Origin of the sequence: Serratia sp. CY74737 (assembly GCF_052166775.1) — a bacterium.
GTDB lineage: Bacteria > Pseudomonadota > Gammaproteobacteria > Enterobacterales > Enterobacteriaceae > Serratia > Serratia ureilytica.
Window position 1 is genome coordinate 63,463 of the sequence record NZ_JBJNOF010000014.1, and the last position, 21,722, is coordinate 85,184.

At 57.6% G+C, this 21,722-nt stretch carries 21 protein-coding genes and 4 tRNA genes; 13 read left to right on the forward strand and 12 right to left on the reverse strand.

Features of this window, described 5'->3' with window-relative positions; all coding sequences use genetic code 11:
• Window positions 1-5: 5 nt before the first annotated feature.
• The 5 genes from pgsA to ACJ8PE_RS18855 all read left to right on the forward strand — a co-directional run bounded on the left by pgsA (window position 6) and on the right by ACJ8PE_RS18855 (window position 2,106).
• The gene (pgsA, locus tag ACJ8PE_RS18835) at window positions 6-554 is read left to right on the forward strand and encodes a CDP-diacylglycerol--glycerol-3-phosphate 3-phosphatidyltransferase (protein ID WP_033642639.1); all 549 of its coding nucleotides are present in this window, start codon (window positions 6-8) and stop codon (window positions 552-554) included.
• A 144-nt stretch (window positions 555-698) separates the two neighbouring features.
• Window positions 699-774, forward strand: a tRNA-Gly gene (locus ACJ8PE_RS18840).
• A 358-nt stretch (window positions 775-1,132) separates the two neighbouring features.
• Window positions 1,133-1,585 (forward strand): hypothetical protein, encoded by a 453-nt coding sequence (locus ACJ8PE_RS18845; protein ID WP_047026313.1) that lies wholly within the window; start codon window positions 1,133-1,135, stop codon window positions 1,583-1,585.
• Between the two features lie 351 nt (window positions 1,586-1,936).
• Window positions 1,937-2,010, forward strand: a tRNA-Cys gene (locus tag ACJ8PE_RS18850).
• Between the two features lie 10 nt (window positions 2,011-2,020).
• Window positions 2,021-2,106: transfer RNA gene (locus ACJ8PE_RS18855), tRNA-Leu, on the forward strand.
• Between the two features lie 164 nt (window positions 2,107-2,270).
• Here ACJ8PE_RS18855 and ACJ8PE_RS18860 read toward each other — a convergent pair.
• On the reverse strand, window positions 2,271-3,611 hold the full coding sequence (locus tag ACJ8PE_RS18860; protein ID WP_033642641.1) for an anaerobic C4-dicarboxylate transporter: 1,341 nt from the start codon (window positions 3,609-3,611) through the stop codon (window positions 2,271-2,273).
• Between the two features lie 237 nt (window positions 3,612-3,848).
• Between ACJ8PE_RS18860 and ACJ8PE_RS18865 the strand changes: the two genes are divergently transcribed.
• The 3 genes from ACJ8PE_RS18865 (at window position 3,849) to ACJ8PE_RS18875 (ending at window position 5,242) form a co-directional block, all read left to right on the forward strand.
• A complete protein-coding gene (locus tag ACJ8PE_RS18865) occupies window positions 3,849-4,301 on the forward strand; it encodes a PaaI family thioesterase (protein WP_442536831.1) in 453 nt (150 codons plus the stop codon).
• Between the two features lie 142 nt (window positions 4,302-4,443).
• On the forward strand, window positions 4,444-4,725 hold the full coding sequence (locus ACJ8PE_RS18870; protein ID WP_033642643.1) for a hypothetical protein: 282 nt from the start codon (window positions 4,444-4,446) through the stop codon (window positions 4,723-4,725).
• The gene (locus ACJ8PE_RS18875) at window positions 4,691-5,242 is read left to right on the forward strand and encodes a hypothetical protein (protein ID WP_197792770.1); all 552 of its coding nucleotides are present in this window, start codon (window positions 4,691-4,693) and stop codon (window positions 5,240-5,242) included. Before ACJ8PE_RS18870 ends, ACJ8PE_RS18875 begins: the two co-directional genes overlap by 35 nt.
• Before the next feature lie 55 nt (window positions 5,243-5,297).
• Here the strand turns inward: ACJ8PE_RS18875 and ACJ8PE_RS18880 are convergent, their stop codons facing one another.
• From ACJ8PE_RS18880 to ACJ8PE_RS18910, 7 genes are all read right to left on the reverse strand, one after another.
• Window positions 5,298-5,567 carry a hypothetical protein gene (locus ACJ8PE_RS18880; protein ID WP_033642645.1) on the reverse strand — a complete coding sequence of 90 codons (270 nt, stop codon included), beginning with the start codon at window positions 5,565-5,567 and terminating at the stop codon, window positions 5,298-5,300.
• Window positions 5,568-5,819: 252 nt separating this feature from the next.
• A complete protein-coding gene (locus ACJ8PE_RS18885) occupies window positions 5,820-7,445 on the reverse strand; it encodes a GMC family oxidoreductase (RefSeq protein ID WP_197792771.1) in 1,626 nt (541 codons plus the stop codon).
• 108 nt (window positions 7,446-7,553) lie between these two features.
• A complete protein-coding gene (locus ACJ8PE_RS18890) occupies window positions 7,554-8,480 on the reverse strand; it encodes a LysR family transcriptional regulator (RefSeq protein WP_197792772.1) in 927 nt (308 codons plus the stop codon).
• Between the two features lie 98 nt (window positions 8,481-8,578).
• On the reverse strand, window positions 8,579-10,081 hold the full coding sequence (gene proP / locus ACJ8PE_RS18895; protein ID WP_025302375.1) for a glycine betaine/L-proline transporter ProP: 1,503 nt from the start codon (window positions 10,079-10,081) through the stop codon (window positions 8,579-8,581).
• Window positions 10,082-10,494: 413 nt separating this feature from the next.
• Entirely contained in the window at window positions 10,495-11,862 is a 1,368-nt protein-coding gene (locus ACJ8PE_RS18900) for a TolC family protein (RefSeq protein ID WP_042784173.1), read from the reverse strand.
• Between the two features lie 3 nt (window positions 11,863-11,865).
• The gene (locus ACJ8PE_RS18905; protein ID WP_047571986.1) at window positions 11,866-13,803 is read right to left on the reverse strand and encodes a MacB family efflux pump subunit; all 1,938 of its coding nucleotides are present in this window, start codon (window positions 13,801-13,803) and stop codon (window positions 11,866-11,868) included.
• Entirely contained in the window at window positions 13,800-15,005 is a 1,206-nt protein-coding gene (locus tag ACJ8PE_RS18910; protein ID WP_089194547.1) for an efflux RND transporter periplasmic adaptor subunit, read from the reverse strand. Before ACJ8PE_RS18910 ends, ACJ8PE_RS18905 begins: the two co-directional genes overlap by 4 nt.
• Before the next feature lie 216 nt (window positions 15,006-15,221).
• Here ACJ8PE_RS18910 and cho point away from each other — a divergent pair, with 216 nt between their 5' ends.
• The 5 genes from cho to ACJ8PE_RS18935 all read left to right on the forward strand — a co-directional run bounded on the left by cho (window position 15,222) and on the right by ACJ8PE_RS18935 (window position 17,593).
• The gene (cho, locus tag ACJ8PE_RS18915; RefSeq protein ID WP_197792774.1) at window positions 15,222-16,070 is read left to right on the forward strand and encodes an excinuclease Cho; all 849 of its coding nucleotides are present in this window, start codon (window positions 15,222-15,224) and stop codon (window positions 16,068-16,070) included.
• A gap of 112 nt (window positions 16,071-16,182) precedes the next feature.
• Window positions 16,183-16,279, forward strand: a tRNA-OTHER gene (locus ACJ8PE_RS18920).
• 186 nt (window positions 16,280-16,465) lie between these two features.
• The gene (locus ACJ8PE_RS18925) at window positions 16,466-16,765 is read left to right on the forward strand and encodes a sigma-S stabilization anti-adapter protein IraP (RefSeq protein WP_033642650.1); all 300 of its coding nucleotides are present in this window, start codon (window positions 16,466-16,468) and stop codon (window positions 16,763-16,765) included.
• Between the two features lie 123 nt (window positions 16,766-16,888).
• Entirely contained in the window at window positions 16,889-17,392 is a 504-nt protein-coding gene (locus ACJ8PE_RS18930) for a YlaC family protein (RefSeq protein ID WP_047026308.1), read from the forward strand.
• A 69-nt stretch (window positions 17,393-17,461) separates the two neighbouring features.
• Entirely contained in the window at window positions 17,462-17,593 is a 132-nt protein-coding gene (locus tag ACJ8PE_RS18935) for a hypothetical protein (protein WP_015377413.1), read from the forward strand.
• 60 nt (window positions 17,594-17,653) lie between these two features.
• Here the strand turns inward: ACJ8PE_RS18935 and ACJ8PE_RS18940 are convergent, their stop codons facing one another.
• The 4 genes from ACJ8PE_RS18940 to mdoC all read right to left on the reverse strand — a co-directional run bounded on the left by ACJ8PE_RS18940 (window position 17,654) and on the right by mdoC (window position 21,687).
• On the reverse strand, window positions 17,654-17,782 hold the full coding sequence (locus ACJ8PE_RS18940) for a hypothetical protein (RefSeq protein ID WP_033642652.1): 129 nt from the start codon (window positions 17,780-17,782) through the stop codon (window positions 17,654-17,656).
• 243 nt (window positions 17,783-18,025) lie between these two features.
• A complete protein-coding gene (locus tag ACJ8PE_RS18945) occupies window positions 18,026-19,747 on the reverse strand; it encodes a potassium/proton antiporter (RefSeq protein WP_004927894.1) in 1,722 nt (573 codons plus the stop codon).
• A 283-nt stretch (window positions 19,748-20,030) separates the two neighbouring features.
• Complete coding sequence (locus ACJ8PE_RS18950) at window positions 20,031-20,255, reverse strand: hypothetical protein (protein ID WP_033642653.1); 225 nt, start codon at window positions 20,253-20,255, stop codon at window positions 20,031-20,033.
• A gap of 301 nt (window positions 20,256-20,556) precedes the next feature.
• Window positions 20,557-21,687 (reverse strand): glucans biosynthesis protein MdoC, encoded by a 1,131-nt coding sequence (mdoC, locus tag ACJ8PE_RS18955; protein WP_197792775.1) that lies wholly within the window; start codon window positions 21,685-21,687, stop codon window positions 20,557-20,559.
• Between the last annotated feature and the right edge of the window lie 35 nt (window positions 21,688-21,722).

Genomic DNA, 21,722 nt, shown 5'->3' on the forward strand with positions numbered 1-21,722 from the left:
GCATTATGCAATTGAATATACCGACTTGGCTTACCCTGTTTCGCGTAGTTCTGATCCCATTCTTTGTGCTGGCGTTTTACCTGCCGTTCAGCTGGGCTCCGATGGTTTGCGCCGTTATCTTTGTGTTTGCCGCTGTCACCGACTGGTTTGACGGTTTCCTGGCGCGCCGCTGGAAACAAACGACGCGCTTCGGGGCGTTTTTGGATCCGGTCGCGGACAAAGTGATGGTGGCGGTAGCGCTGGTGCTGGTGGCGGAGCACTACCACAGCTGGTGGATCACGCTGCCGGCGGCCACCATGATCGCCCGCGAAATCATCATTTCGTCGCTGCGCGAGTGGATGGCGGAAATTGGCAAACGCAGCAGCGTGGCGGTGTCCTGGATCGGCAAAGTGAAGACCATGGCGCAGATGATGTCGCTGGTGGGTTTGCTGTGGCGCCCGGATCGCTCTGTGGAATATGTGGCGATCGGCTTGCTGTATATTGCGGCGGTGCTGACTTTCTGGTCGATGTTCCAATATTTGAACGCGGCGCGTAACGATTTGCTGGAACCGTGATCGATACGCTGCAAAAAGCGGCAAACGATCGTGGTGGGCCAACAATTTTATTGACTCATCACGTCAGGTAAGTAGAATGCATCGCATCAGACGACAACGATGAATTGCCGAAAGATAGCAAAGAAATCAGTCGGTTCTGGTAATGCGGGAATAGCTCAGTTGGTAGAGCGCAACCTTGCCAAGGTTGAGGTCGCGAGTTCGAGCCTCGTTTCCCGCTCCAAACATTAGCCTGTTGAATCCCCGTGATTCGGCTGGTAAGGAAAAGGGGCTTCGGGCCCTTTTTCGTTTTCTGCTTCTGCGCCATTCGGCGAAACCTTTCTTCATCTTCCCATATCGATTATTGACTCTCCTCACGTATCTTTCCTGTCGTTGTCATACTGCTGGATGCAGCCGTTAAACGGTGAAACAATAATTTGATACGTCGGGCGGTTCGCCATGCAAGAAGAAAATAACGCGGCGTATGACACCATCCGAGCACTCAGGCACAGCCATGCTGCGCTGTCGCCTCGCCAAATCGCTGGGTTATCGGCAAAGTGAAGCGGTAGGTCGGTCTTTTGGAACCGGGCATAGGAGGATGTATGGAATCTGGTGCTTTAAAGCATCTGATAAGAACGGCGGCGGGATGTGCGCTGTTCTTCGGCCTGGTCGCCCCGCCGTTGGGGGGCGTGCTCATGTTTCTGCTGATGGCGTTCGGCAGCGGTGAGTGGGTGGGAATAAGTCTTCTCGATGCCGGCGACTTGCTGGGCATGGCGGGGTTTATCGGCATTTTTTCTTATGCGCTCGGTTTTTTGCCGGCATGTTTGGCGGGGGCTATTGCCGGTATCGCCCATTCAGGCATTCGCCAATTGCGGTGGTTTCTGCTGTTGTGTGCGGTGGTGTCCGCCATTGCCCCCGGTTTGCTGAATGCCGATCAGCGTATTTTTGGCGCGATCGCGGTCTTACCGGGAATGTTCGCCGGGTTTTTATGGTGGCGTCGGAGATTGCGTGATGCCCCGACTGATGAGGTTTTGCACGATAGCCCTTCGCCATAAGCAAGCGAAAAGCCGGGGAGGGCCATTCCTGTTGAGAAAAAGAACCGTTTTGCCCATGAATTCCTGAGCCGATGCATATAATATCAACATTCCGCTTGCCTTTTCGTTGGCATTGTGAACAGTGCGCCCACAAAATAAGCAGTTGAAAGCGTTAGAGAACTTTTTGCTATTTCGGGGGGTTGCCAAGGTGGGGGGTTTAGTCCATAATGCAGTCCATCGATTCGGCAGTAACGAAATAAATTACTTAAGAATCAGATGATTAGGATAAGCGATTTTATCATCGCAATCCCGAAGAACAAAACGAAGTGGGTGATTCACCGGCTTTGGCCTGAAAAGGCAAAACAGAATAAAGGCGCGTTAACAAAGCGGTTATGTAGCGGATTGCAAATCCGTCCAGTCCGGTTCGACTCCGGAACGCGCCTCCAACTTTCCCGAGCCCGGGTGGTGAAATCGGTAGACACAAGGGATTTAAAATCCCTCGGCTTATGGCTGTGCGGGTTCAAGTCCCGCCCCGGGTACCAGGGAATAAAAATACCGAATAATCAAAGCAATAAGTAGTAATGTCGTAGACCGCCGAGAGGCGGTTTTTTTGTGTCTGAAATTCGCATTACGCCTGCATTTTTTTCCTTTCTTGTCATGCCGCCACCCTGCCTGCAGGGAGCCCCGCAGGGCTCCACACTACAGATCATAAGAAACCGAACGCCGCGGCGAGGATCCAGCCGAAGACGCAGGAGACGCTGACGCCGATCAGGCCCGGTAGAATGAAGCTGTGATTGATCACGAAGCGGCCGATGCGGGTGGTGCCGGAGCGGTCGAACTGAATTGCCGCCAAATCGCTGGGGTAGGTCGGCAAAATATAATAACCGTAGCAGGCCGGCGCCGAAGCGACGATATAGGCCGGGTTGACGCCGATCGCCAGCGCCACCGGCACCAGCGCCGCCAGCGCGGCGGCCTGCGAATTGACGAATTTCGACACCAGCAGCAGGATCAGCGCATAGGCCCAGGGGTACTCTTTCACCAGCACGCCCAGCGTGGCTTCTATCTGCGTCAGGTGCGCGCCGAACATGGTTTCCGCCATCCAGGCGACGCCATACACCGCCACGATGGCAATCATGCCGGAACGGAACACCTCGTTTTTAGAGATAGACGCCGGGTTGGTGCGGGTAATGATGACGATCAGCGCCCCGGCCATCAGCATGCACATCTGGATCACCAGGACCATGGAAAGTGGCTTGCCACCGAAGCTGGGTCGCAGGTCGGAAAAGGCCCCCAGTACCGCCACCAGGGCGATAGTGGCGAGGAAAATCCACATGGCGATCCAGTTGCTGCGCGGCAATACCCGGTCCAGCAGGGTGGCGGCGTCGCCATAGACGTAGCGATGGTTCTCCGGCACCGAGATGAATTTCTGGAACTCGGGATCTTTGTCCAGGTCTTTGCCGCGGAACCAGCTGAAGATACCGATCGCCAGAATGCCGCACAGGGTGGAAGGAATGGTGATCGACAGCAGATCGAGGAATTCCAGATGGCGGCCATTGAAGGTGTAGCTGCTGAGCATCGCCACCAGTGAAACGACCGCCACCGAGACCGGGCTGGCGATAATGCCCATCTGCGCGCCGATCGAGCTGGCTGCCATTGGCCGTTCCGGGCGGATGTTATTTTTGATCGCCACGTCATAGATGATCGGCAAGATGGTGTACACCACATGGCCGGTGCCGCAAAGAATAGTGAGAATGCAAGTGACGAACGGCGCGATGATCGAGACATATCGCGGGTTGCGCCGCAGCATCCGCTCGGCGATCTGGAGCATGACGTCCAACCCGCCTGAGGCCTGCAGGGTGGCGGAGGCCGCCACCACCGCGATGATCACCAGCATCACGTCTACCGGCGGTTTGCCGGGCTGCAGGTGAAAGCCGAACACCAGAATCATCAAACCGATACCGCCCAGCAACCCCAGCGCAATACCGCCTTTACGCGCCCCATACAGCAGGCATGCCAATATAACCGCTAATTGCAGAAAGAAATCCATGATAGATACGCCTTAATAATGTTGAACTTAACTGCGTTCAGTTTCCGGCGGCGTTTACAGCAGAAAGTTGTTTTAAATCTAAAGGCATTAATAAATTGTGGTTATTAACCTTAAAGAGTGATGTCGGTCACATTCAAAGAACATAGAGAGCGGGCGGAAAGCGGCATCAGCACGAAAAAGCAAGTCAAGAGGTCAGACCTCTCCTATATGACGGATTTACCACCAGAGGAGAGAGTTATGGATCCGACAAAAATGACGGGGCTGGCGTTATTACAGGCAGCGATGGCCGGCAAAATTCCACCGGCTTCGATCGCTGAAACGGTGCCCATGAAACCGGCCGCGGTTGAAGAGGGATATATCCGCATCGTGGCGCGGGCCGACGAACGCCACCTTAACCCGCTGGGCGGCGTTCATGGCGGCTTCGCCGCCACGGTTTTGGACTCGGTGACCGGTTGCGCGGTGCACAGTACGCTGGGCGCAGGGACGGGTTATGGCACCGTCGATCTGCAGGTGAAAATGTTGCGCCCGGTGCCGAAGGAGATTGATCTGATCGCCGAGGGGCGTCTGGTCTATGTGTCGAAAAACGTCGCTTTCGCGGAAGGCACGCTCAAAACGGCGGAAGGAAAACTGCTGGCTTCGGCAACCGCCACTTGCTTCATCATTCGCCCTACCGAACAGCCTCCGCAATAACCTGCCATTTATCAGGCCCCGGTTCTTCCATCCGGGGCCTGATGCATTTCTCTGTCGGCTGCACCGATCGCCGCGATACGGCTGCAGGCGCGATGCGTCATTGTGGTCTAGTATTCTTGGGTAAAAATTTATCGGGGTGAGTATGCAGCCGTATAAAGAGGTTGAGTTTGATCATGAGCTTTGTCTGGCGATCGGCAGAGCCGTATTGGACGTGGTAGCGCAAGGGGAAGAAACCAGCGCGACGTCGGTGATGAGCGCCATTGAGCGGGCGGTGGAACAGGGGCTGAACGACGACGACACCGCCGTTGCCGACGACGCGCTGGATTTGATGGCTCGTCTTATTCACGGCTGCGGATTTATTAATCTATCGGGTGAAGAGGAGACTTCCCATGCATTGGTTGAATTTCAAGCGCTACAAGAGTGACGTCGCCAAACAGGCCGTGCCGCCGCATCTGAATGCCGCTGAATTTGCGCGGCATTATGCCGATAAGCCGCAGGAGAATACGGAAGAGTATCTTTCGCTCAGCGGGGAGATGTGCTGGGATGCGGTGGTGCTGTGCGCCCACCGTTCCGGCGCGCTCAGTAAGGAGAAATACAAGCAGCTGTGGCTGACGGTGTTCGATAAGCAGTACAAACATTTCGTCAGCCCCGACGATACCGAGATCCGCACCATGGCGGATATGCTGCGCGCCCCGCAGGGATGTTTTATCGGGATATTCTCCATGCGCGACGCGGCCTCACCCCGATTGCTGCATGCCATGATCGGCACCGGCGCGGGATTTGCCGCAGGCAATAAAAATCTTTGCATCGGCGTGGGAGGCGCGGTCGGCTGGGAAAATCTCAATCTGGCGCGCGATCTGCGCTGGCAGCCGGAAGGCGGTTTTCTACGCCAGGGCGACAGTGAAGTGCTGCGTATTTTTTATCGGCCTTTCCCCGCCTGAAACGGTCCGGACGCTTTTTAGGGTAAAAAAACCGCCGTTGGGCGGTTTTTGCGTCTTATTTGAACCCGCCGCTGCGGATGAAGTCGAGACCGGCGGCGGTGATCCGCGTTTGGTGCGGATCGATATCATAGTTGTTCTCGTCGATGTCGCTCATTACGTAGGCCTGTATCAGCCCCTTGGTTTTGAGATAGGCGAAGGGATCTGCGAAGGCGTGCGGGCTGGTGGCGTCCTGCTTCCACAGTTCGTAAGTTTTCTCATCCAGCGTGCCGGGATGATTGGCGGCCAGTCGGGTCAGGATCTGATTGTAGAACACATAGTCGGTCATGATGCGGTCCTCTTTATCGCGAGCGACAGTCTCGGAAAATGACGTAACGTCTATCAATCATAGCCGATGTTTGCTCGCCGCCTGCGTTATCGCGAACCCAGGCTATCCACGCTGGCTTTCGAACCAGTGAAACAGGCGCGAAATGGTAAGGCTGAGATCGCCGATGTTGAAGAGCGCGCCGCTGCGGAATGGCGAAGGCCGGCCATCAGGGTGACCGGCCGGGTTTCAACAGCCTATCTTGCCGCCAAACGGTCAGGCATAGTGGCGGGCGATATGCTCGGCGGTGGCGATCGTCGTCACATTAGTGGCGACGGAGGGCACGTCGGGGAAAATGGAGGCGTCGACAACCCGAAGCCCGTGCACGCCGTGCACGCGGCCCTGAAGGTCAACGACCGCCTTCGGGTCGCCGGCATTCCCCATCGGCGCGGAGGAGGTCGGGTGATGATAGGTATCCAACGTCGCCGTCATCGAGGCCAGAATGGCCTCGTCGCTGTCTGCGGCGGGCGCAAGCTCGCTGTGGATAAGCGTAGACAGCGGGGCGGTTTGCCCTATTTTTCGCGCCAGTTTAACCCCCTCCAGCAAGCGAACACGGTCGCTCTCTTGCGCCAGGAAGTTAAGGTCAATGTGAGGGGCTGCCATTGGATCGCGGCTTTCCAGCCAGATGCGTCCGGTGGATTGCGGCCGGGTCAGCGCCACCGCCAGGACAAAACCGACGCCGGTGGGGCTTTGGTCATGTGGGAACAGATGCGTCGCGGTAATGTGCAGATCGAGCTCCCCCGGTTCCGCCCGGCTGCTGCGGGTCCACAGCTTGGCGCCGATAACCGGCGATTGGCTGCCGATGACGTCGGGGCGGGCTGCGTAGGCATTGTAATAAAAAGGGTGATCGACCAGGTTTTCACCGACGGGCAAATCGGCAACGACGGGGATCCCCAGACGCTTCGACTGTTGCGCAGGCGCAATGCCGGATCGCATCAAAACGGCGGCGCTGCCGTAGGTTCCGGCGCTCAGGATCACTTCAGCGGCATGGATTTCTTCGCCACTGGCCAGGCGAACGCCGATCGCGCGCTGTCCGTCAAATATCACGCGGTCGACCAGCGTATCGGCACGCAGGGTGAGATTGTCTCTGGCGCGCGTTTTCTCATCCAGATAGGCCATGCCGGTGTTAACGCGCACACCGTTGACAATATTCATCGGGTAGGGGCCGACGCCATTCGCTGAAGGGCCGTCAAAATCGTCGATGGCGTCATAGCCGTTGGCGCGCGTGGCGGCGACGAAAGCGCGTTGCATTGGCGTGATGTCATCCAATGTGAGTTGCACGACGGGGAAAGGACCGCTATCGCCATGGATTGCGCGGTCGTGCAGGCCATGACGAGTCTCCAGTTTTTTGAAGGAGGGCAGCAGATCCTGATAGCGCCATCCCGGCAGATCCCAGCGTTTGAAATCTTCCGGGCGGGCGCGGATCGCCACGGCGCCGTTGACGCCTGAACTACCGCCCAGGACTTTACCGCGGATGGCGCCGATCGCGTGGCTGACACAGCCGGGTTCTGTCCGGTATCCCCATTCGAATTCCGGGTCGCCATTGGCGCCGAGCACGTCGCTGTTCGCGATGAGGCGCGGATAATCGTAGGGCGCGTAACTGTGTCCGGCCTCTATCAGCAGGACCCGGCGCGTTGGGTTTTCGCTGAGGCGAGCCGCCATCACCGCGCCGGCGGAACCGCCGCCGACGATGATCACGTCGAAGGTGGATGGCTCGCTGGCGCGTTGGGCCGGTTGTGTTTGCGCCGCCGGCGCGGAACTCGATGTGCAAGCGCTGAGCGTGGCGGCGGCTGAAACGGCCAGCGTTTGGGATATCAGCTGACGGCGTGACAGGTCTTTCATGGCGTAGTCTCCAGAGCGGGCGGAAGGTGTGTTCTGCAGACTAAAACCCGGAGATAAAAGCGACAAGCGGGCGAAATTCGAACCTGCTGTTCGCGGTCTGCGAACCTTTCAGGTTGACGTCAGGAAAGAGGACAGTGCGGTTTCCCAGCAGGGCGTAGGGCCAATGTGCTCACTCAGAAAGTCCACCAGCGCCTTGATCTTGGGGGATGCGCGTTTTGAACGGCGATAGACGGCGGAAATGTCGCCGCCGTCGGGTGAATAGGCGGCCAGCACAATGCGCAGTTCCCCTGCGCGTATCGCGTCGGCGGCGATAAATGCGGGCAGGATGGCGAGGCCCAAACCGGCTTTCGCCGCCGCCAGCAGGTGAAAAGCATTATCGGTGCGCAGGCGTCTGCCGATACGAAACGATCGGATCTCGCCTTCGATGGGGAGTTGCAGCATGCCGGTCGGCTCGCGGTGAATATACAGCAACCCCTGATGCTGTTGCAGATGTTGCGGGTGCGTCGGCGTGCCTTGACGCGCAAGATAGGCTGGGCTGGCGCAAATCAAGTGACGGTTGGCGCAGATGCGCTGCGCGATCAGGTCGGAATCCGCCAAGGCGCCGATACGGATGGCGACGTCGAAATTTTCCTGATTCAGATTGGCCAGGCGATCGCTGTACTCCACGTCCAGATTGAGGTTCGGGTATTGTTCCATAAAGGCGGATAACAGCGGCGCCAGATAGCGGATGCTGAACGCCATCGGCGCGGTTAACCGCAATGGGCCCTGCAGTTGGCCGTGCAGTGTTCGCACCGACTCTTCGGCATCGCTCACTTCGCTTAATATGAGAACGGCGCGCTGATAGAACAGATGGCCGGCGTCGGTCAGCCCAAGCGTTTTCCCGCGTTCGAACAGCACAGTCCCAAGGCGCGTCTCCAACTGCTGGATGCGTCTGCTGACCACCGACTTGGTGGTGCCCAAGCGGCGGGCGGCGGCGCTGATGTTGGCGGCCTCGACCACGGCGATATAGGTCGCCATCTCCTGAAACTGATTCATTCATCTCTCCTTCGGCATCCGCCGGGTCAAGTTACCACTCTGTGCACGCCAGGCAAAAAAAACCACCCGGGCGGGTGGTTTTTGCTTGTCAGAGCGAATCAGTCCAGTTTGGGGTGCTGGTCGATCAGGATCTGTTTTTTCTTTTCCAGTTCGGCGATCTGCGCGTTGATGTCCTCGACTTTTTGTTCGATGTTGTCGTAGGTTTCCTGCAGCAGCTCTTTTGCCTCGGAGCGGTCAGAGGCGGCCGGCGTCGCGCCGCGTAGCGGCTTGTTGGCGGTTTCTTTCATGTACAGACCGGTGATAAGACCGATCACCGCAACAACCATCAGGTAGTAGGCCGGCATGTACAGGTTGCCGGTCGCTTCCACCAGCCAGGCGGCAACGGTCGGCGTCGCACCGGCGATCAGTACCGAAATGTTGAACGAAATCGCCAGCGCGCTGTAGCGGATGTGCGTCGGGAACATCGCAGGCAGGATGGAGGCCATCACCCCGGTGAAGGAGTTGAGCAGCACCGCCAGCACCAGCAGGCCGACGAAAATCAGGCCGATGACGTTGCTGTTGATCAGAATGAAGCACGGGATCGCCAACGCCAACAGGCCGATGCTGCCGCCGATGATAAACGGCTTACGGCCGATGCGGTCACTGGTCAGGCCGATCACCGGCTGCACGAACAGCATGCCGATCATGATGGCGATGATGATCAGAACGCCGTGATCTTCCGAGTAGTGCAGGTTATGCGACAGGTAGCTCGGCATGTAAGTCAGCAGCATGTAATAGGTCACGTTGGTGGAAATCACGATACCGACGCACACCAGCAAACTTTTCCAGTGTTTGGCCGCGATCTCTTTGAACGAGGTCTTTGGCGGATTCTCGATGGCGTTGCGATCCTCTTTCTCCATCTTGTCCACGTGCTGCTGGAACGCCGGGGTTTCTTCCAGCGCATGGCGCAAGTAGAGACCGATCAGGCCCAGCGGCGCGGCGATGAAGAACGGGATACGCCAGCCCCAGTCGAGGAAGTTGGCTTCGCCGACGATACTGGAGATCAGCACCACTACGCCTGCGCCCATCACAAAGCCGGCGATGGAGCCGAAGTCCAGCCAACTGCCCATAAAGCCGCGTTTGCGGTCCGGTGAGTATTCGGCGACGAAGATCGCCGCACCGGAATATTCACCGCCGACGGAGAAGCCTTGCGCCAGTTTGGCCAGCAGCAGCAGGATCGGCGCCCAGATGCCGATCGACGCATAGGACGGGATCAGGCCGATACAGAAGGTGCTGACCGCCATGATGATAATGGTGACTGAGAGCACTTTTTGACGGCCGAACTTGTCGCCCATGGCGCCGAAGAACAGACCGCCGAGCGGACGCACCAGGAAGGGGACGGAGAAGGTCGCCAGCGCGGCGATCATTTGTACTCCGGGAGAGGCGCCGGGGAAGAAGACCTGGCCAAGCGCATAGGCGACAAAGCCGTATACGCCGAAGTCGAACCACTCCATTGCGTTGCCGAGGGCCGCGGCGGTAATGGCCTTCTTGAGTTTGCTGTCATCGATGATGGTGATGTCGTTAATGTGCATCGGTTTATGTCGTTTTTTTCTTAACTTCATATAATCATCCCTTAATGAATTATTCGTTGTTCGTGAAAGCGTAATCTCCGTTCACTGTTGTTTTCGAGTTATCAAATCGGCTAATCGAATCGCGGTTCAAGACGATTCATTATCCACATTTAAGTTGAGATGTGGATCACAAAATAGCGTCGCTCATGCCGATGTTATGTCATTTAGGTGACTAATTATTTTGCATCTATAGCTTAACGTTATATCTTGCGGCGATCAAATCCAGCAGTTTAACTTAAGTGTTTGCACCGATTTGGTGCGAGAATGGTCTGATAATTGTGCGATCTGGCGATTTTTCGGCTGATTGATGGTGTTTCCAGTATAGAGAATACGGGAGATAAAACAGGAAAAATTGATGTGTTCGCCGCTAAAAAACGCCTGGCCGGGTGGCCAGGCCGCTGAGATTACGGCGCCGATGAACCGCCGAATTCGAGATAGATTTTCGCCAGATTCTGGTACTGCGCGAAGCGGTTCTCATCCACCGCCAGTTCCGCCTGACGGCGTTGTTCCTGAGCGTTCAGCCAGTCGGTAATGGTGACGGCGCCCTGTCGGTAACGCACCTCGTTCAACCGCTCCGATTTACGCGCCAACGCCAGTGAGGCGCGCAACTGCGTCTCCTGCGCCAGCAGCTGCGTGCGCAGTGACAGCGCGTTGTTCACATCGCCCATCGCTTTGTACAGCGCCTGCTTGAAGGCCAGAACTTGCTGTTCATAGTCGTTGCGGGCGATCTTGATCTCCACGCCCATTTGCCGCCACTGCAGGAACGGCAGCGTCAGGCCGGCGCTGAGGCTGCCCGTCGGGTTGCGCAGGAATTCCAGCAGCGCGCTGCTGCTGGTGCCCAGTGAACCGGTCAGGCTGAACGCGGGATAGTATTGCAGACGTTTTTCATCGACGTTGGCTAGGGCGGCGCGCAACCGCAGCTCTTGAGCGCTGAGATCCGGGCGACGACTCAGGACGCTGGCGGGAATGCCGGTGTTGATCTGCGGCATCGCCGTCGTCGGCAGGCGCGCGGGCGCGATGGTGGCCTGGCCTGATGGCGCGCCCAGCAGCACCGCCTGTTCGTTCAGCGCCTGTTGACGATCGTGTTGTAACGCCACCAGGCTGCGTTCCTGCGTCAGCAAGTTTTGTTCCGCATTCACTACGTCCAGCGCCGAGATGCTGCCGGCCTGATAACGGGCGTTGGCCAGCCGCAGCGTCGTTTTGGCATAGGCGATGCTCGCCTGGCTGACGCTGATTTGTTGATTGAGAAAACCGATGCGCCAGTAGTTGGTGGCGGCGTCGGCCAACAGCTTCAGGCGCGCCGCCTGCAGATCCTGCACGGAAGCCTGGCTGCTCCACTCGGCCGCGTCGCGCTGGCGCGCCAGCTTGCCCCACAGATCGACCTCATAGCTGGTGGTGAGCGACGCGTTGCTGGTTTTATTCCACGCGGAGGACTCGGACAGCGGGCGATTAATGCTGCTGCCTAATGAGGCGCTGACGCCGGGCGCGGTGCTGATGCCGACGCGTTCCGCCTCGAGCCGTGCGCGGTAAACGCGCAGCACGGCGGCGGCCAGATCGTTATTGCTCGCCATCACCTGTTGCAGCCAACGGTCGAGCTCGGGATCGTGGAAATCGCGCCAGTCGAACGGCGTCGGCGCGGCGTTGTCGGCAGCGTATTGCCACCCCGCAGGATAGTTGACCTGCGGCGCCCGGTAGTCGCTTTTCAGGGCATTGCCGCAGCCGGCGGTGAGCAGGGCGGCGAGGCTTAACGCCAGGGGAGATAAAATTTTCATGGGTTACTCGCTGGCCAATGAAACGACCGGATCCATCCTTGCCGCTTTGCGGGCGGGGAGATAACCGAAGATCATGCCGATTAAGGTTGAACAGAAAAATGCCGTGGCGGCGGCTTGCCAGGAATAGATGGCGGTGAACATGCCGCCCGCCAGCGAGGTGAACAGCGACCCGGCGGCGAACGACAGCGCGATGCCCAAAGCGCCGCCGATCAGACAGACCAGCACCGCCTCTATCATGAACTGTTGCATGATGTCGCTGCGCCGCGCGCCGACCGCCATGCGCACGCCGATTTCGTGGGTGCGTTCGGTCACCGAGACCAGCATGATGTTCATCACGCCCAGGCTGCCGATCACCAGCGCGATGGACGCCACCATCAGGATCAGCAGGCTGAAAGTCATTGACGTGCGTTCGATGGACTTTCGGATTTTATCGAAGTTGTACAAACGGAAATCTTTTACGCCATGGCGTTGGGTCAACAGCTGTGTGATAGCGGTGACGGCCGATTCGCTGGCGACATTGTCCTTTAGCCGAACGGTGATGCCGCTGAGCGTCGGTTTGCCTACCATGCGATACATCACCGTGCTGTAGGGCATCCAAACAGTGATGCGATTGGGCGCGTAGTTGCGATTGCTTTTCGCCACACCGATCACCCTGGCCGGCACCGAGCCGAGAAACACGATCTGGCCGAGCGGCTCGACGCCGAAATCGCCGAACAGCGCCTGACGCGCATTGTCGTCGATGATCACTTCCTGCAGCGCATTACGATCGTCGCGGAAAGTCACGCCTTGTAACAGCTCGACGCCGTTCACGCGGAAATAGTCGCGCCCGACGCCGGTGATCGAGGCGGTGGCGGATTTGCTGCGAAAACGGATGCTGTCGGAAGCGTCTACTTCCGGGCTGACGCTGTCGACGAAGCTTTGCTGCGCCAGCGCGTCGGCATCGGCCGGCACCAGGGTGCGGATGCTGTCGATGGCGTCGTCGAAGAAATCGCGGCCCGGATAGATGCTTACCACGTTAGTGCCGAGATCTTTGAGGTTTTCCAGCGTGCGCTGTTTGGCGCCTTCGCCCAGCGCCACTACCGTGACCACGGCGGCGATGCCGAAGATGATGCCGGTCATGGTCAGCGCGGTGCGCAGACGATGAGCGTTCATCGCTTTCAGCGCCATGTGCAGCGATTCGCGGGTGCGGTCGATCAGGCGTTGCCAGCCGCTTTGCCGGCTGCGGTGCGGCGGCGGCAACGATGGGCCGGACGCCGACTTGCGGCCGCTGTCAGCGATGATCTTGCCGTCTTGCAGTTCGATGACGCGCTGCGCATGTTGCGCCACTTTCATATCGTGGGTGACGATCACCACGGTGTGGCCGCGCTGATTCAGTTCGCTCAGGATCGCCAGCACTTCCTGGCCGGATTGGGTGTCCAGCGCGCCGGTCGGTTCGTCCGCCAGGATGATCTCACCGCCGTTGATCAGGGAGCGGGCGATGCTGACGCGCTGCTGCTGGCCGCCGGAAAGCTGGCCGGGTTTGTGGTCTTCGCGTCCCTCAAGCCCCAACCGCGCCAGCAATTGCGCCGCCCGCTGCCGACGCTGATCGCGCCGGGCGTTGGCGTAGATGGCCGGGATTTCGACGTTGCCCAGCGCGCTGAGATCGGGCATCAGGTGATAGCGCTGGAAGATAAAACCGATATGTTCGCGGCGCAGGCGGGCCAATTCGTCCGGCGACAGGTGAGCGGCGTTCTGGCCGCTGATGTAGTAATCGCCGCGATCCGGCACGTCGAGGCAGCCCATGATGTTCATCAGCGTCGATTTGCCGGAACCGGAGGCGCCGATGATCGCCACCAGCTCGCCGGCGGCGATGGTCAGATCGATGTCTTTCAACACCGTTAACGCTTGACCGCCGTTGGTGTACGTTCGGCTGATGCCTTTTAGTTCGATGATCGCGTTCACAGGAAGATGCCATCCTCAGCCGATTTGGCGGCGGGCTGCGACAGCACCACGGTTTCACCGGCTTTCAGGCCGCTGAGGATCTGAATGTCGACATTGTTGGTGATGCCGGTGGTCACGTTGCGCGTTTCCAACCGCTGGTCCTGGGTCAGCACCTGCACCTGCTGCTCTTTGCCATCGATTTTATGCACCGCCTGGATCGGCACCAGCAGGGTGTTCTTCGCGTCGCCGAGCAGCAAGGACACCTGCGCGGTCATGGCGATGCGCAGGCGGTTTTCCGGGTTTGGCACGTCCAGCAGCGCGTTGTAATAGACCGAGGCGTTCGAGGTGCCGGAGCCGGAAGCGGAGCTGGTGCCGGCGAGCGAGTCGTCTTTCATCACCGATTCCGGTGCCAGCTCGATGGTGCGCAGCGTGGCGTCGTAGCGCTTATCCGGATCGGAGAAAATAGTGAAGTAAGCCTTTTGTCCCGGCGAAATGCGGGTGATGTCGGCTTCGGAGATCTGCGCCTTAATGGTCATCATATCCAGCCGCGCCAGCTTGACGATGGTCGGCGCACTTTGGCTGGAGTTGACCGTTTGTCCCTGCTGCGTGACCACGGCGATAACAATGCCGTCCATCGGCGCAACCACGCGGGTATAGCCCAGATCGATTTTTTTCTTCTCGACTTCGATCTGCGATTGCACCAACTGCGCATTGAGCGCCTGCAGATCGGCACGAGTGGTGGCGAGCGAGGCTTCGGCGGTCTCGAAGTCTTCCCGAGAACTGGCTTCGTCGTTCAGCATGCGACGCTGGCGTTTAAAACGCGACTCCGCCTGTTTCAGCAAGGCCTGTTTGGCTAACATATTGGCTTTGACTACGTTCAGCGCCGCCTCGGCGTTGCGCAGATCGTTGCGCTGTTGCAGATCGTCGATGTCGGCGATCGGTTGCCCTTTGGTGACGCGATCGCCCAGCTTGACCTTCAGCGATTTGACTTCGCCGGAGACGCGGGCGCCGACGTTGACGCGTTCGATGGCATCCAGCCGCCCGGTGGCCAGCACGGCGTTTTCGATATCGCCCAGGCGGGCCGGCGCGGTAACGTAATCCTGCTGCGGCGGGCGTTGCCAAAAGATGGCCAGCGCGACGGCGACGGCGATGAAAACGATGGCGGCGATCAACGCCAGACGGCGGGAGGGGAGTTTCAGTGATGACATACCCAGGTTTTCCATAACGATAAAAGCGGCGGTTCCAGTCTGCCATCATGGCAGCGCCAGCTTGAACTGGCGCTAAACGTGAGGCGCTTTCCCGCTGGAAAGGGGATAGTAAAGGCTTTCCCGTTAAAGATCACGGTGAGTTATTATCCGCCGGGTGTGCAACCGGCTGCGTTGGGCGTTATACTGGGTAAAAAACCAGTATTCATTCATCAGCAGGATAATGCCACCGCCATGATGCCAAACCGCCTCGAGCCAGAACTCGACATTTATCAATACCCGGAGCACCTGCGCGCCTGCCTGGCGCCGTTGCCTAAAGGGCCGGGCGTGTATGTGTTTCACGGTCAAAGCGAGAGCCTGCCGCTTTACATCGGTAAAAGCGTCAATATACGCAGCCGGGTGATGGCGCACTTCCGCGCGCAGGACGAGGCCAAAATGCTGCGCCAAACCCGACGCATCAGCTTTATCGAGACCGCCGGTGAGTTGGGCGCATTGCTGCTGGAGGCGCAGTTGATCAAACAACAACAGCCGCTGTTCAACAAACGTCTGCGGCGCTCGAAACAGCTGTGCGCGCTGCGCTTGCAGGCTGATGCGGTGACGATTGCTCACGCCAAAGAGATCGACTTCGCCGTCACGCCCCATCTCTACGGGCTGTTTGCCAATCGCCACGCCGCGCTGGAAAAGCTGCGCGCCATCGCCGACGAGCATCGTTTATGTTACGGCAAGCTGGGGATCGAAAAGCTGCCGGCGGGGCGAGCCTGTTTCCGCTACAGCCTGCGCAAGTGCGCGGGCGCCTGCTGTGGCGTGGAGTCGGCGCAGGAGCATGCGCTGCGGCTCAGCGCGGCGCTTGAGCAGCTGCGTATCACCTGTTGGCCGTTCGCCGGGCGCGTGGCGCTGGAGGAGCAGGGCGAGACGCTGCGTCAGTACCATGTGATCCACAATTGGTTTTATCTGGGCTCGGTCGGCAATCTGGCGCAGGTGGAGCGGCTACAGAGCGCGGCCAGCCATTTCGACAGCGATGGCTACAAGATTTTGTGCAAGCCGCTTATCGCCGGCGATTACCCGATTATTGAGCTGCCGTAAGGCCATAACGCTGGCGATAACCTAAGACTTATCCGTAAAATCAGGGCATTATGCTAAAAAAGCTTGAGTCCATAATGTTGTTATGGATAATAACGCCCCGAAGCGAAGGAACGCGCTATTAACTCAGTTGGCAGAGTGATTGGTTTTATAATGGCTTGTTTTGGCTTGAAAATTGATAGACGCGGGTTCGAGTCCTGCATAGCGCGCCAGCTTTCTTTCACTTCATCTCATCGCGCTTACCGTAAAGCGCACCCGGGTTGATTTGCACTATCGGCTCCTCGTTGGGATTTTCGGGTGTGCTTTACCGTAACCGCTGGCTTTCCTTCCTCTTTCTCTCTCGATCCTTTGCTAAACTGTAATCAGGCAGGCTTGCTGCCCGGCAACAGGAGGTCGATATGTCCCACTCCGAGCAACTGCAGGAACTCTTGCAACGCGTCGCCGCCCTCGAGGCGAGAGAGAAGGCGCTGACCGCCGCGTCCAACGCTTACCAGGCGATTATCACCACCATGTTGGGCAATATGGAGAAGACTGAACGTGATCGCATCATCGCGATGATCGATCAGGCCCATGAAATCGCCTACGCCCGCGCCATTCAACGCAGCAACGAACCGCAAAAGCAGAAAATCAAACAGGCCGACGACGTCGCCCAGCGCATGTTCATGTTTGCGCAAGGCAAAGCCGCTCAACCGCGCTGAAGCCGAACTATAACAGTTGCCGCCATTAAGTTGGTTAACTGATCTACCCGGCAAAACTGTACTTGTGTTACTTTTAGCGGTGAGATTTGATGGCAATGCTGTTTCCAGCATAAGGTTGTAACGATGGACGCGATTAAAAGCATCTTGGTTAAAGAGATTGAACAGATCAATCGGCGCGAAGGGCGCGACGGCAAGCCGCGCTTCAACAGCGAATTCGCCCGCACTCACCGCTATTTGTGCCTTGCCATGTTCGCCGGTTACTTCGCGGTGATCGCCGTGATGTATCAGGTGCCGTACATGGGGATGTATGCCTTCCTCGGCTTCACCGCCTTTGTGCTGTTCATGTTCGCCATGCTGCTGATAGAGATCCGGCCGGTCTACCGCTTTGAAGACATCGGGGTGCTGGATCTGCGAGTGTGCTATAACGGCGAGTGGTACTTCACCCGCGCGCTGTCGCCTTATGCGGTGCAGCAGCTGCTGGATGAGCCGTCCATCGGCGCCGCGCTGAAACAGAAGATGCGGGTGATCATCGGCAACAAGGGCGAAATCGACTTCTACGACGTGTACGACATGGCCTACGGAAAAAAGCCGCAGGATGAGCCATCGCAGCTGGCGGCGGCAAACTGAAAGGTTTCCGGCCGGCGGCTTGTCGATTATACTCAGCGTTTGAACGCGAAGCAGAATGAGGACCAAGCGATGAGTGATGATATTTTCGATTTTGATATCGATGCCGAACTGGCGAAAGCCGAAGAAAAAGCGGCGCAGAAGGTAAAAGAGGTCCCTGAATTCCTCGAAGACGAAGCGGACTGCGAAGGTTGCAAGATCTGATCGCCTGACCCATAAAAAAACCGCCGCGGCGGTTTTTTTTATCTCTGAGCGTCCTCGGTATCAGTCCAGCATGAATCCCCAGATGAGGAACGCCGCCACCAGAATCAGGCAAAGCGCGGACACCGTCACCAGTATTTTCCCCAGAATGTCTTTTTCTTGTTCCCGCTGCGTCACGTTGAAATTATCCAATTAAAAGTCTATGGACCAAACCGGCGATGCTGAGATCGAGCGCCGCTACGCCCAGCGCCATGACCATCATCACCGAAAGAAATCGAGTCTTGCCGTTCACATCCCTAATCCCCGTTGGCGCCGCTGTTAAATTGTTTTTATATCAAACGGATATAATTCAGCGACGCCGTACTTCATGCATCATGATAGTGATTAAGAACGTTCTTAAGGCCAGAAGTTCCCTCATCTGATAGCGCGGCCGCGTTAGTCGGTCACGATCCTGACGCCTATCTTGCTGACCTGATTGCCCTCCATTTCGGCAATGGTCCAGGTCAGGCCGTCCCATTCCACCTGGTCGCCGATCACCGGTTCACCGCCGATCAGCTGAATGACGAACTGCCCCAGCGTCTGTTGCTCGTCGACATCATCTTGCAGATTGAGGCCATAAACCTGCGATATGTCGCTTAAACGGGCGTCGGATTGCAGGATAAAGTCGCCGAAGAAGCGTTCGTCGAGCGTCACGGCCGGCGCTTGGCTAAACAGTTTGCCGAGGATCGGCAGATCGTGCTCATGGCCGATAACGCACAGGATATCGTTCTCGCGCAGCCGGGTACTGCCGCTAGGGTGCAGCAGCTCTTTGCCGCGGAACAGGGCGGCGATGCGGGTATTGGGCGGCATTTTCAGCTCGCGCAGCGCGGCGCCGACGCACCAGTTTTCCGCCGAAAGTTGATACACAAACTGTTCCCACTGGTTTTCCGGGTGCACGTCCAGCCCAACGCGGGAGATCGGCGTCAGCGCCGGTGGCACGATCACCTTGGCCTTTTTGGCGGCGAACGACAGCGTGGTGCCTTGCAGCAGCAGGGAGACCAGCACCACGAAAAACGCCACGTTAAAGAACAGCTGGGCGTTGGGCAGCCCGGCCATCATCGGGAACACCGCCAGGATCACCGGTACCGCGCCGCGCAGGCCAACCCAGGAAATAAAGCCGCGTTCGCGCAGAGTAAAGCTGCGGAACGGCAGCAGGCCGATAAACACCGACAGCGGGCGTGCGAACAGGATCATCCACAGCGACAGCAGCAGGGCAGGGATGGCGATCGGCAGCAGCTCATGCGGGTTGAGCAGCAGGCCGAGCACCAGGAACATGCCGATCTGGCTGAGCCATGCCAGGCCATCGAAGGTTTGCACGATGCCGTGACGGTTGCGAATTGGACGGTTGCCCAGCAGCAGGCCGCACAGGTACACCGCCAGAATGCCGCTGCCGTCCAGCGCGGTGGTCAGCGCGAAAATAAGAATGCCGCCGCTTACCGCCAGCAGCGGGTAGAGGCCGTCCGCCAGCTTGATGTGGTTAATCAGCGTCAGCAGCAGCCAGCCGCCGCCGAGACCGAAGACGATGCCCATGCCGAACTGCTGCATCAGATGCAGCGGGAAGGTCCAGCTCAGCGCGGTTTCCCCGGCGGCGATCATCGCAATCAGCGTGATGGTGAGAAATACCGCCATAGGATCGTTGCTGCCGGACTCGATCTCCAGCGTGGCGCTGACGCGTTCGTTCAGCCCTTTGCCGCCCAGCAGCGAAAATACCGCGGCGGCGTCGGTAGAACCGATGATGGCGCCGATCAGCAACCCCTGCAACAGATCGAGATTGAACAGCCAGGCGGCGGCCATGCCGGTCAGGCCGGCGGTGATCACCACGCCGACGGTAGCGAGAGACAGTGCCGGCCACAGCGCCACGCGGAATGAGCTGACCCGGGTGCGCATGCCGCCGTCGAGCAGGATCACCGCCAACGCGAGGTTGCTGACCAGATAAGCGACCGGGTAATTGCTGAAGACGATGCCGCCGGGGCCGTCAACGCCGGCCAGCATGCCGATCGCCAGGAAGATCACCAGGATCGGAATGCCGAGCCGGGAAGAAAATGAGCTGAGCAGAATGCTTGCCCCCACCAGCACGGCACCGATGACGAACAAGCTGTTAATGGTGCTGGCATCCAAAATATCGTTCTCCTGAGGCTGGGGGATAGGGGGCACTGCGCGTGTTTCGATGATAACGTGTTTAGTGGGTAAAACGCCAAGGCTGATTGCGAAAACAATCGATCAATTATTACCCTTTGGTGCGATTAAATTAAGAAAGTGAGGGGAAGAGGTGAAGTTCTGCCTTTTATCCAACATTATCAGGCTGCTGTATTTCGGTTTTGGCAATAATGCCGGGTTTGAACGGTGGGAAAAACCATTAAGCCCGCGCAGGCAGGCTTAATGGTTTGCAGGCGCGGTAGGGTTAATGGTCGAGCGATTCCAGCGACCGTTTGATCAGCTCGGTGGCCAGTTTGCGTTCCGCTTCGGAAATGCCGTCGAGATTGAAGTTGGAGAGCTCAGCGACCAAAACGCTGCGTTCTTTACCGCTGATCGAAGCATCCAGCGCGGACAGCAACCTGCTGAGGATCTTCAGCAGGGTGGCGTTTTCTGCTACGGCTTCCTGAGCCTGGGTGTTTTTATCGGTCATTCAAAATCCTCTCTGTCGTGACGGAAGGGAGAGACAGGTAACGCCATCGAATCAATCAAGCGATCGCGCAGCCCTTCGGGGGTTGAGCCCAATCACTACCGTAAGGCAGGGATCCGGATTTCTACTTATGCATTGCAGTTATAACAGCCAGGTTATCTATGCTGCCGTATCACTTTGCCTTAACGGACGACGCCAAGCTGAACAATGTGTGCTCTGCATGCAAACGACCAGTATAGGCTTTTTGCGCGGCGGTAATATGACAGAAAACCCCTGCAAACATTCGGGTTTACAGGGGGCAGGTTTATTGCGGCTTGCCGGAGAACAGGAAGCGCAGCACCGGGATGCGTTTGTGCAGCTCATATAAAGCGAAGGCCAGCGAGAACACAAACAGCAGGCCCAGCAAGAACCCCAACAGGTTGTTGCCGATATAAGGCGTCACGAAAGCGCCATATATCAGGGTCAACGGATGGTGCACCAGATATATAAACAGCGAGGCGTTGACCAGATAGGTGATGCGCGGCGAGTGATAATTCAGCAGGTTATGCCCGAAAGAGAACACCACATTGGTCATCAGGATCCCCATTAGGGTTTTGATCACCACTTCCAGCTCGAACATATAGCTGCTGTGCGCCAACAGTTTCTGGTTCAGCATATATGCGATAAACAGCAGCAGCGAGCCGAGCAGCGCCAGCGGCGAACGGCGCAGAAAAATCTCTTTAAGCCACACATACTTAAACGCATAGGCGCCGAGGATGAAGAACGGCAGGTAGAACATCGTCTCCATCACCACGAAATTGAACAGGCCATTGGATAATAGCTGCGGCGCGAAAATTAAAATAATACGGTGCGCGGCCGAATAGCATAACGCATAAATAAAGAAACACAGTGAGATGTTTCCTAATCCACGCATTCTGTTGATTAACGCTGGAATAGGCTCGCGGGTTTGACGCTTGATTTTGCGGAACAGATAAAAGCAGGCGAAGGTTAACAATGACAGGGTCAATAAGAACCACAGATGAGACACCAATTCCCAAACTGTTACATTTATTTTCTGATAGAGAGAAAACTCGTCCCAGCCGTTTAATTTATCGGTGAAATATTTCAGCATGAAAAATTGCGGCACCGTAATTAGCGGGATGGAGCTCAACAGCGGGATCGCCACCCGCTCCAGCCTGACCTTCAGCCACTGATGGCGCTCGTAACGCTCGTAGAGCATGTAGGAGAAGTAGCCGGAAATCACGAAGAACACCTGCATGCGGAAGGCGTGGATGAAGTCGTTCAGCACCGTGAGCGAGAAGGAGGGCGACGCGCTGTTCACCGCCCAGGCGTGGCTGGAATAAATCAGGGAAAGGTGAAACGGAATGCCGAGCAGCATCAAATAGGCTCGGATCGAATCGAGGAAAAACTCGCGCTGTTTGCTGCCTTTAGTCATAGATTACCGCTGGTGATTTAATCGGGTGCTCATTA

Coding starts and splice junctions, on each gene's coding strand:
- pgsA (WP_033642639.1), top strand. CDS start 6: ATGCAATTGAATATACCGACTTGGCTTACCCTGTTTCGCGTAGTTCTG.
- ACJ8PE_RS18845 (WP_047026313.1), top strand. CDS start 1,133: ATGGAATCTGGTGCTTTAAAGCATCTGATAAGAACGGCGGCGGGATGT.
- ACJ8PE_RS18860 (WP_033642641.1), bottom strand. CDS start 3,611: ATGGATTTCTTTCTGCAATTAGCGGTTATATTGGCATGCCTGCTGTAT.
- ACJ8PE_RS18865 (WP_442536831.1), top strand. CDS start 3,849: ATGGATCCGACAAAAATGACGGGGCTGGCGTTATTACAGGCAGCGATG.
- ACJ8PE_RS18870 (WP_033642643.1), top strand. CDS start 4,444: ATGCAGCCGTATAAAGAGGTTGAGTTTGATCATGAGCTTTGTCTGGCG.
- ACJ8PE_RS18875 (WP_197792770.1), top strand. CDS start 4,691: ATGCATTGGTTGAATTTCAAGCGCTACAAGAGTGACGTCGCCAAACAG.
- ACJ8PE_RS18880 (WP_033642645.1), bottom strand. CDS start 5,567: ATGACCGACTATGTGTTCTACAATCAGATCCTGACCCGACTGGCCGCC.
- ACJ8PE_RS18885 (WP_197792771.1), bottom strand. CDS start 7,445: ATGAAAGACCTGTCACGCCGTCAGCTGATATCCCAAACGCTGGCCGTT.
- ACJ8PE_RS18890 (WP_197792772.1), bottom strand. CDS start 8,480: ATGAATCAGTTTCAGGAGATGGCGACCTATATCGCCGTGGTCGAGGCC.
- proP (WP_025302375.1), bottom strand. CDS start 10,081: ATGAAGTTAAGAAAAAAACGACATAAACCGATGCACATTAACGACATC.
- ACJ8PE_RS18900 (WP_042784173.1), bottom strand. CDS start 11,862: ATGAAAATTTTATCTCCCCTGGCGTTAAGCCTCGCCGCCCTGCTCACC.
- ACJ8PE_RS18910 (WP_089194547.1), bottom strand. CDS start 15,005: ATGGAAAACCTGGGTATGTCATCACTGAAACTCCCCTCCCGCCGTCTG.
- cho (WP_197792774.1), top strand. CDS start 15,222: ATGATGCCAAACCGCCTCGAGCCAGAACTCGACATTTATCAATACCCG.
- ACJ8PE_RS18925 (WP_033642650.1), top strand. CDS start 16,466: ATGTCCCACTCCGAGCAACTGCAGGAACTCTTGCAACGCGTCGCCGCC.
- ACJ8PE_RS18930 (WP_047026308.1), top strand. CDS start 16,889: ATGGACGCGATTAAAAGCATCTTGGTTAAAGAGATTGAACAGATCAAT.
- ACJ8PE_RS18935 (WP_015377413.1), top strand. CDS start 17,462: ATGAGTGATGATATTTTCGATTTTGATATCGATGCCGAACTGGCGAAA.
- ACJ8PE_RS18950 (WP_033642653.1), bottom strand. CDS start 20,255: ATGACCGATAAAAACACCCAGGCTCAGGAAGCCGTAGCAGAAAACGCC.
- mdoC (WP_197792775.1), bottom strand. CDS start 21,687: ATGACTAAAGGCAGCAAACAGCGCGAGTTTTTCCTCGATTCGATCCGA.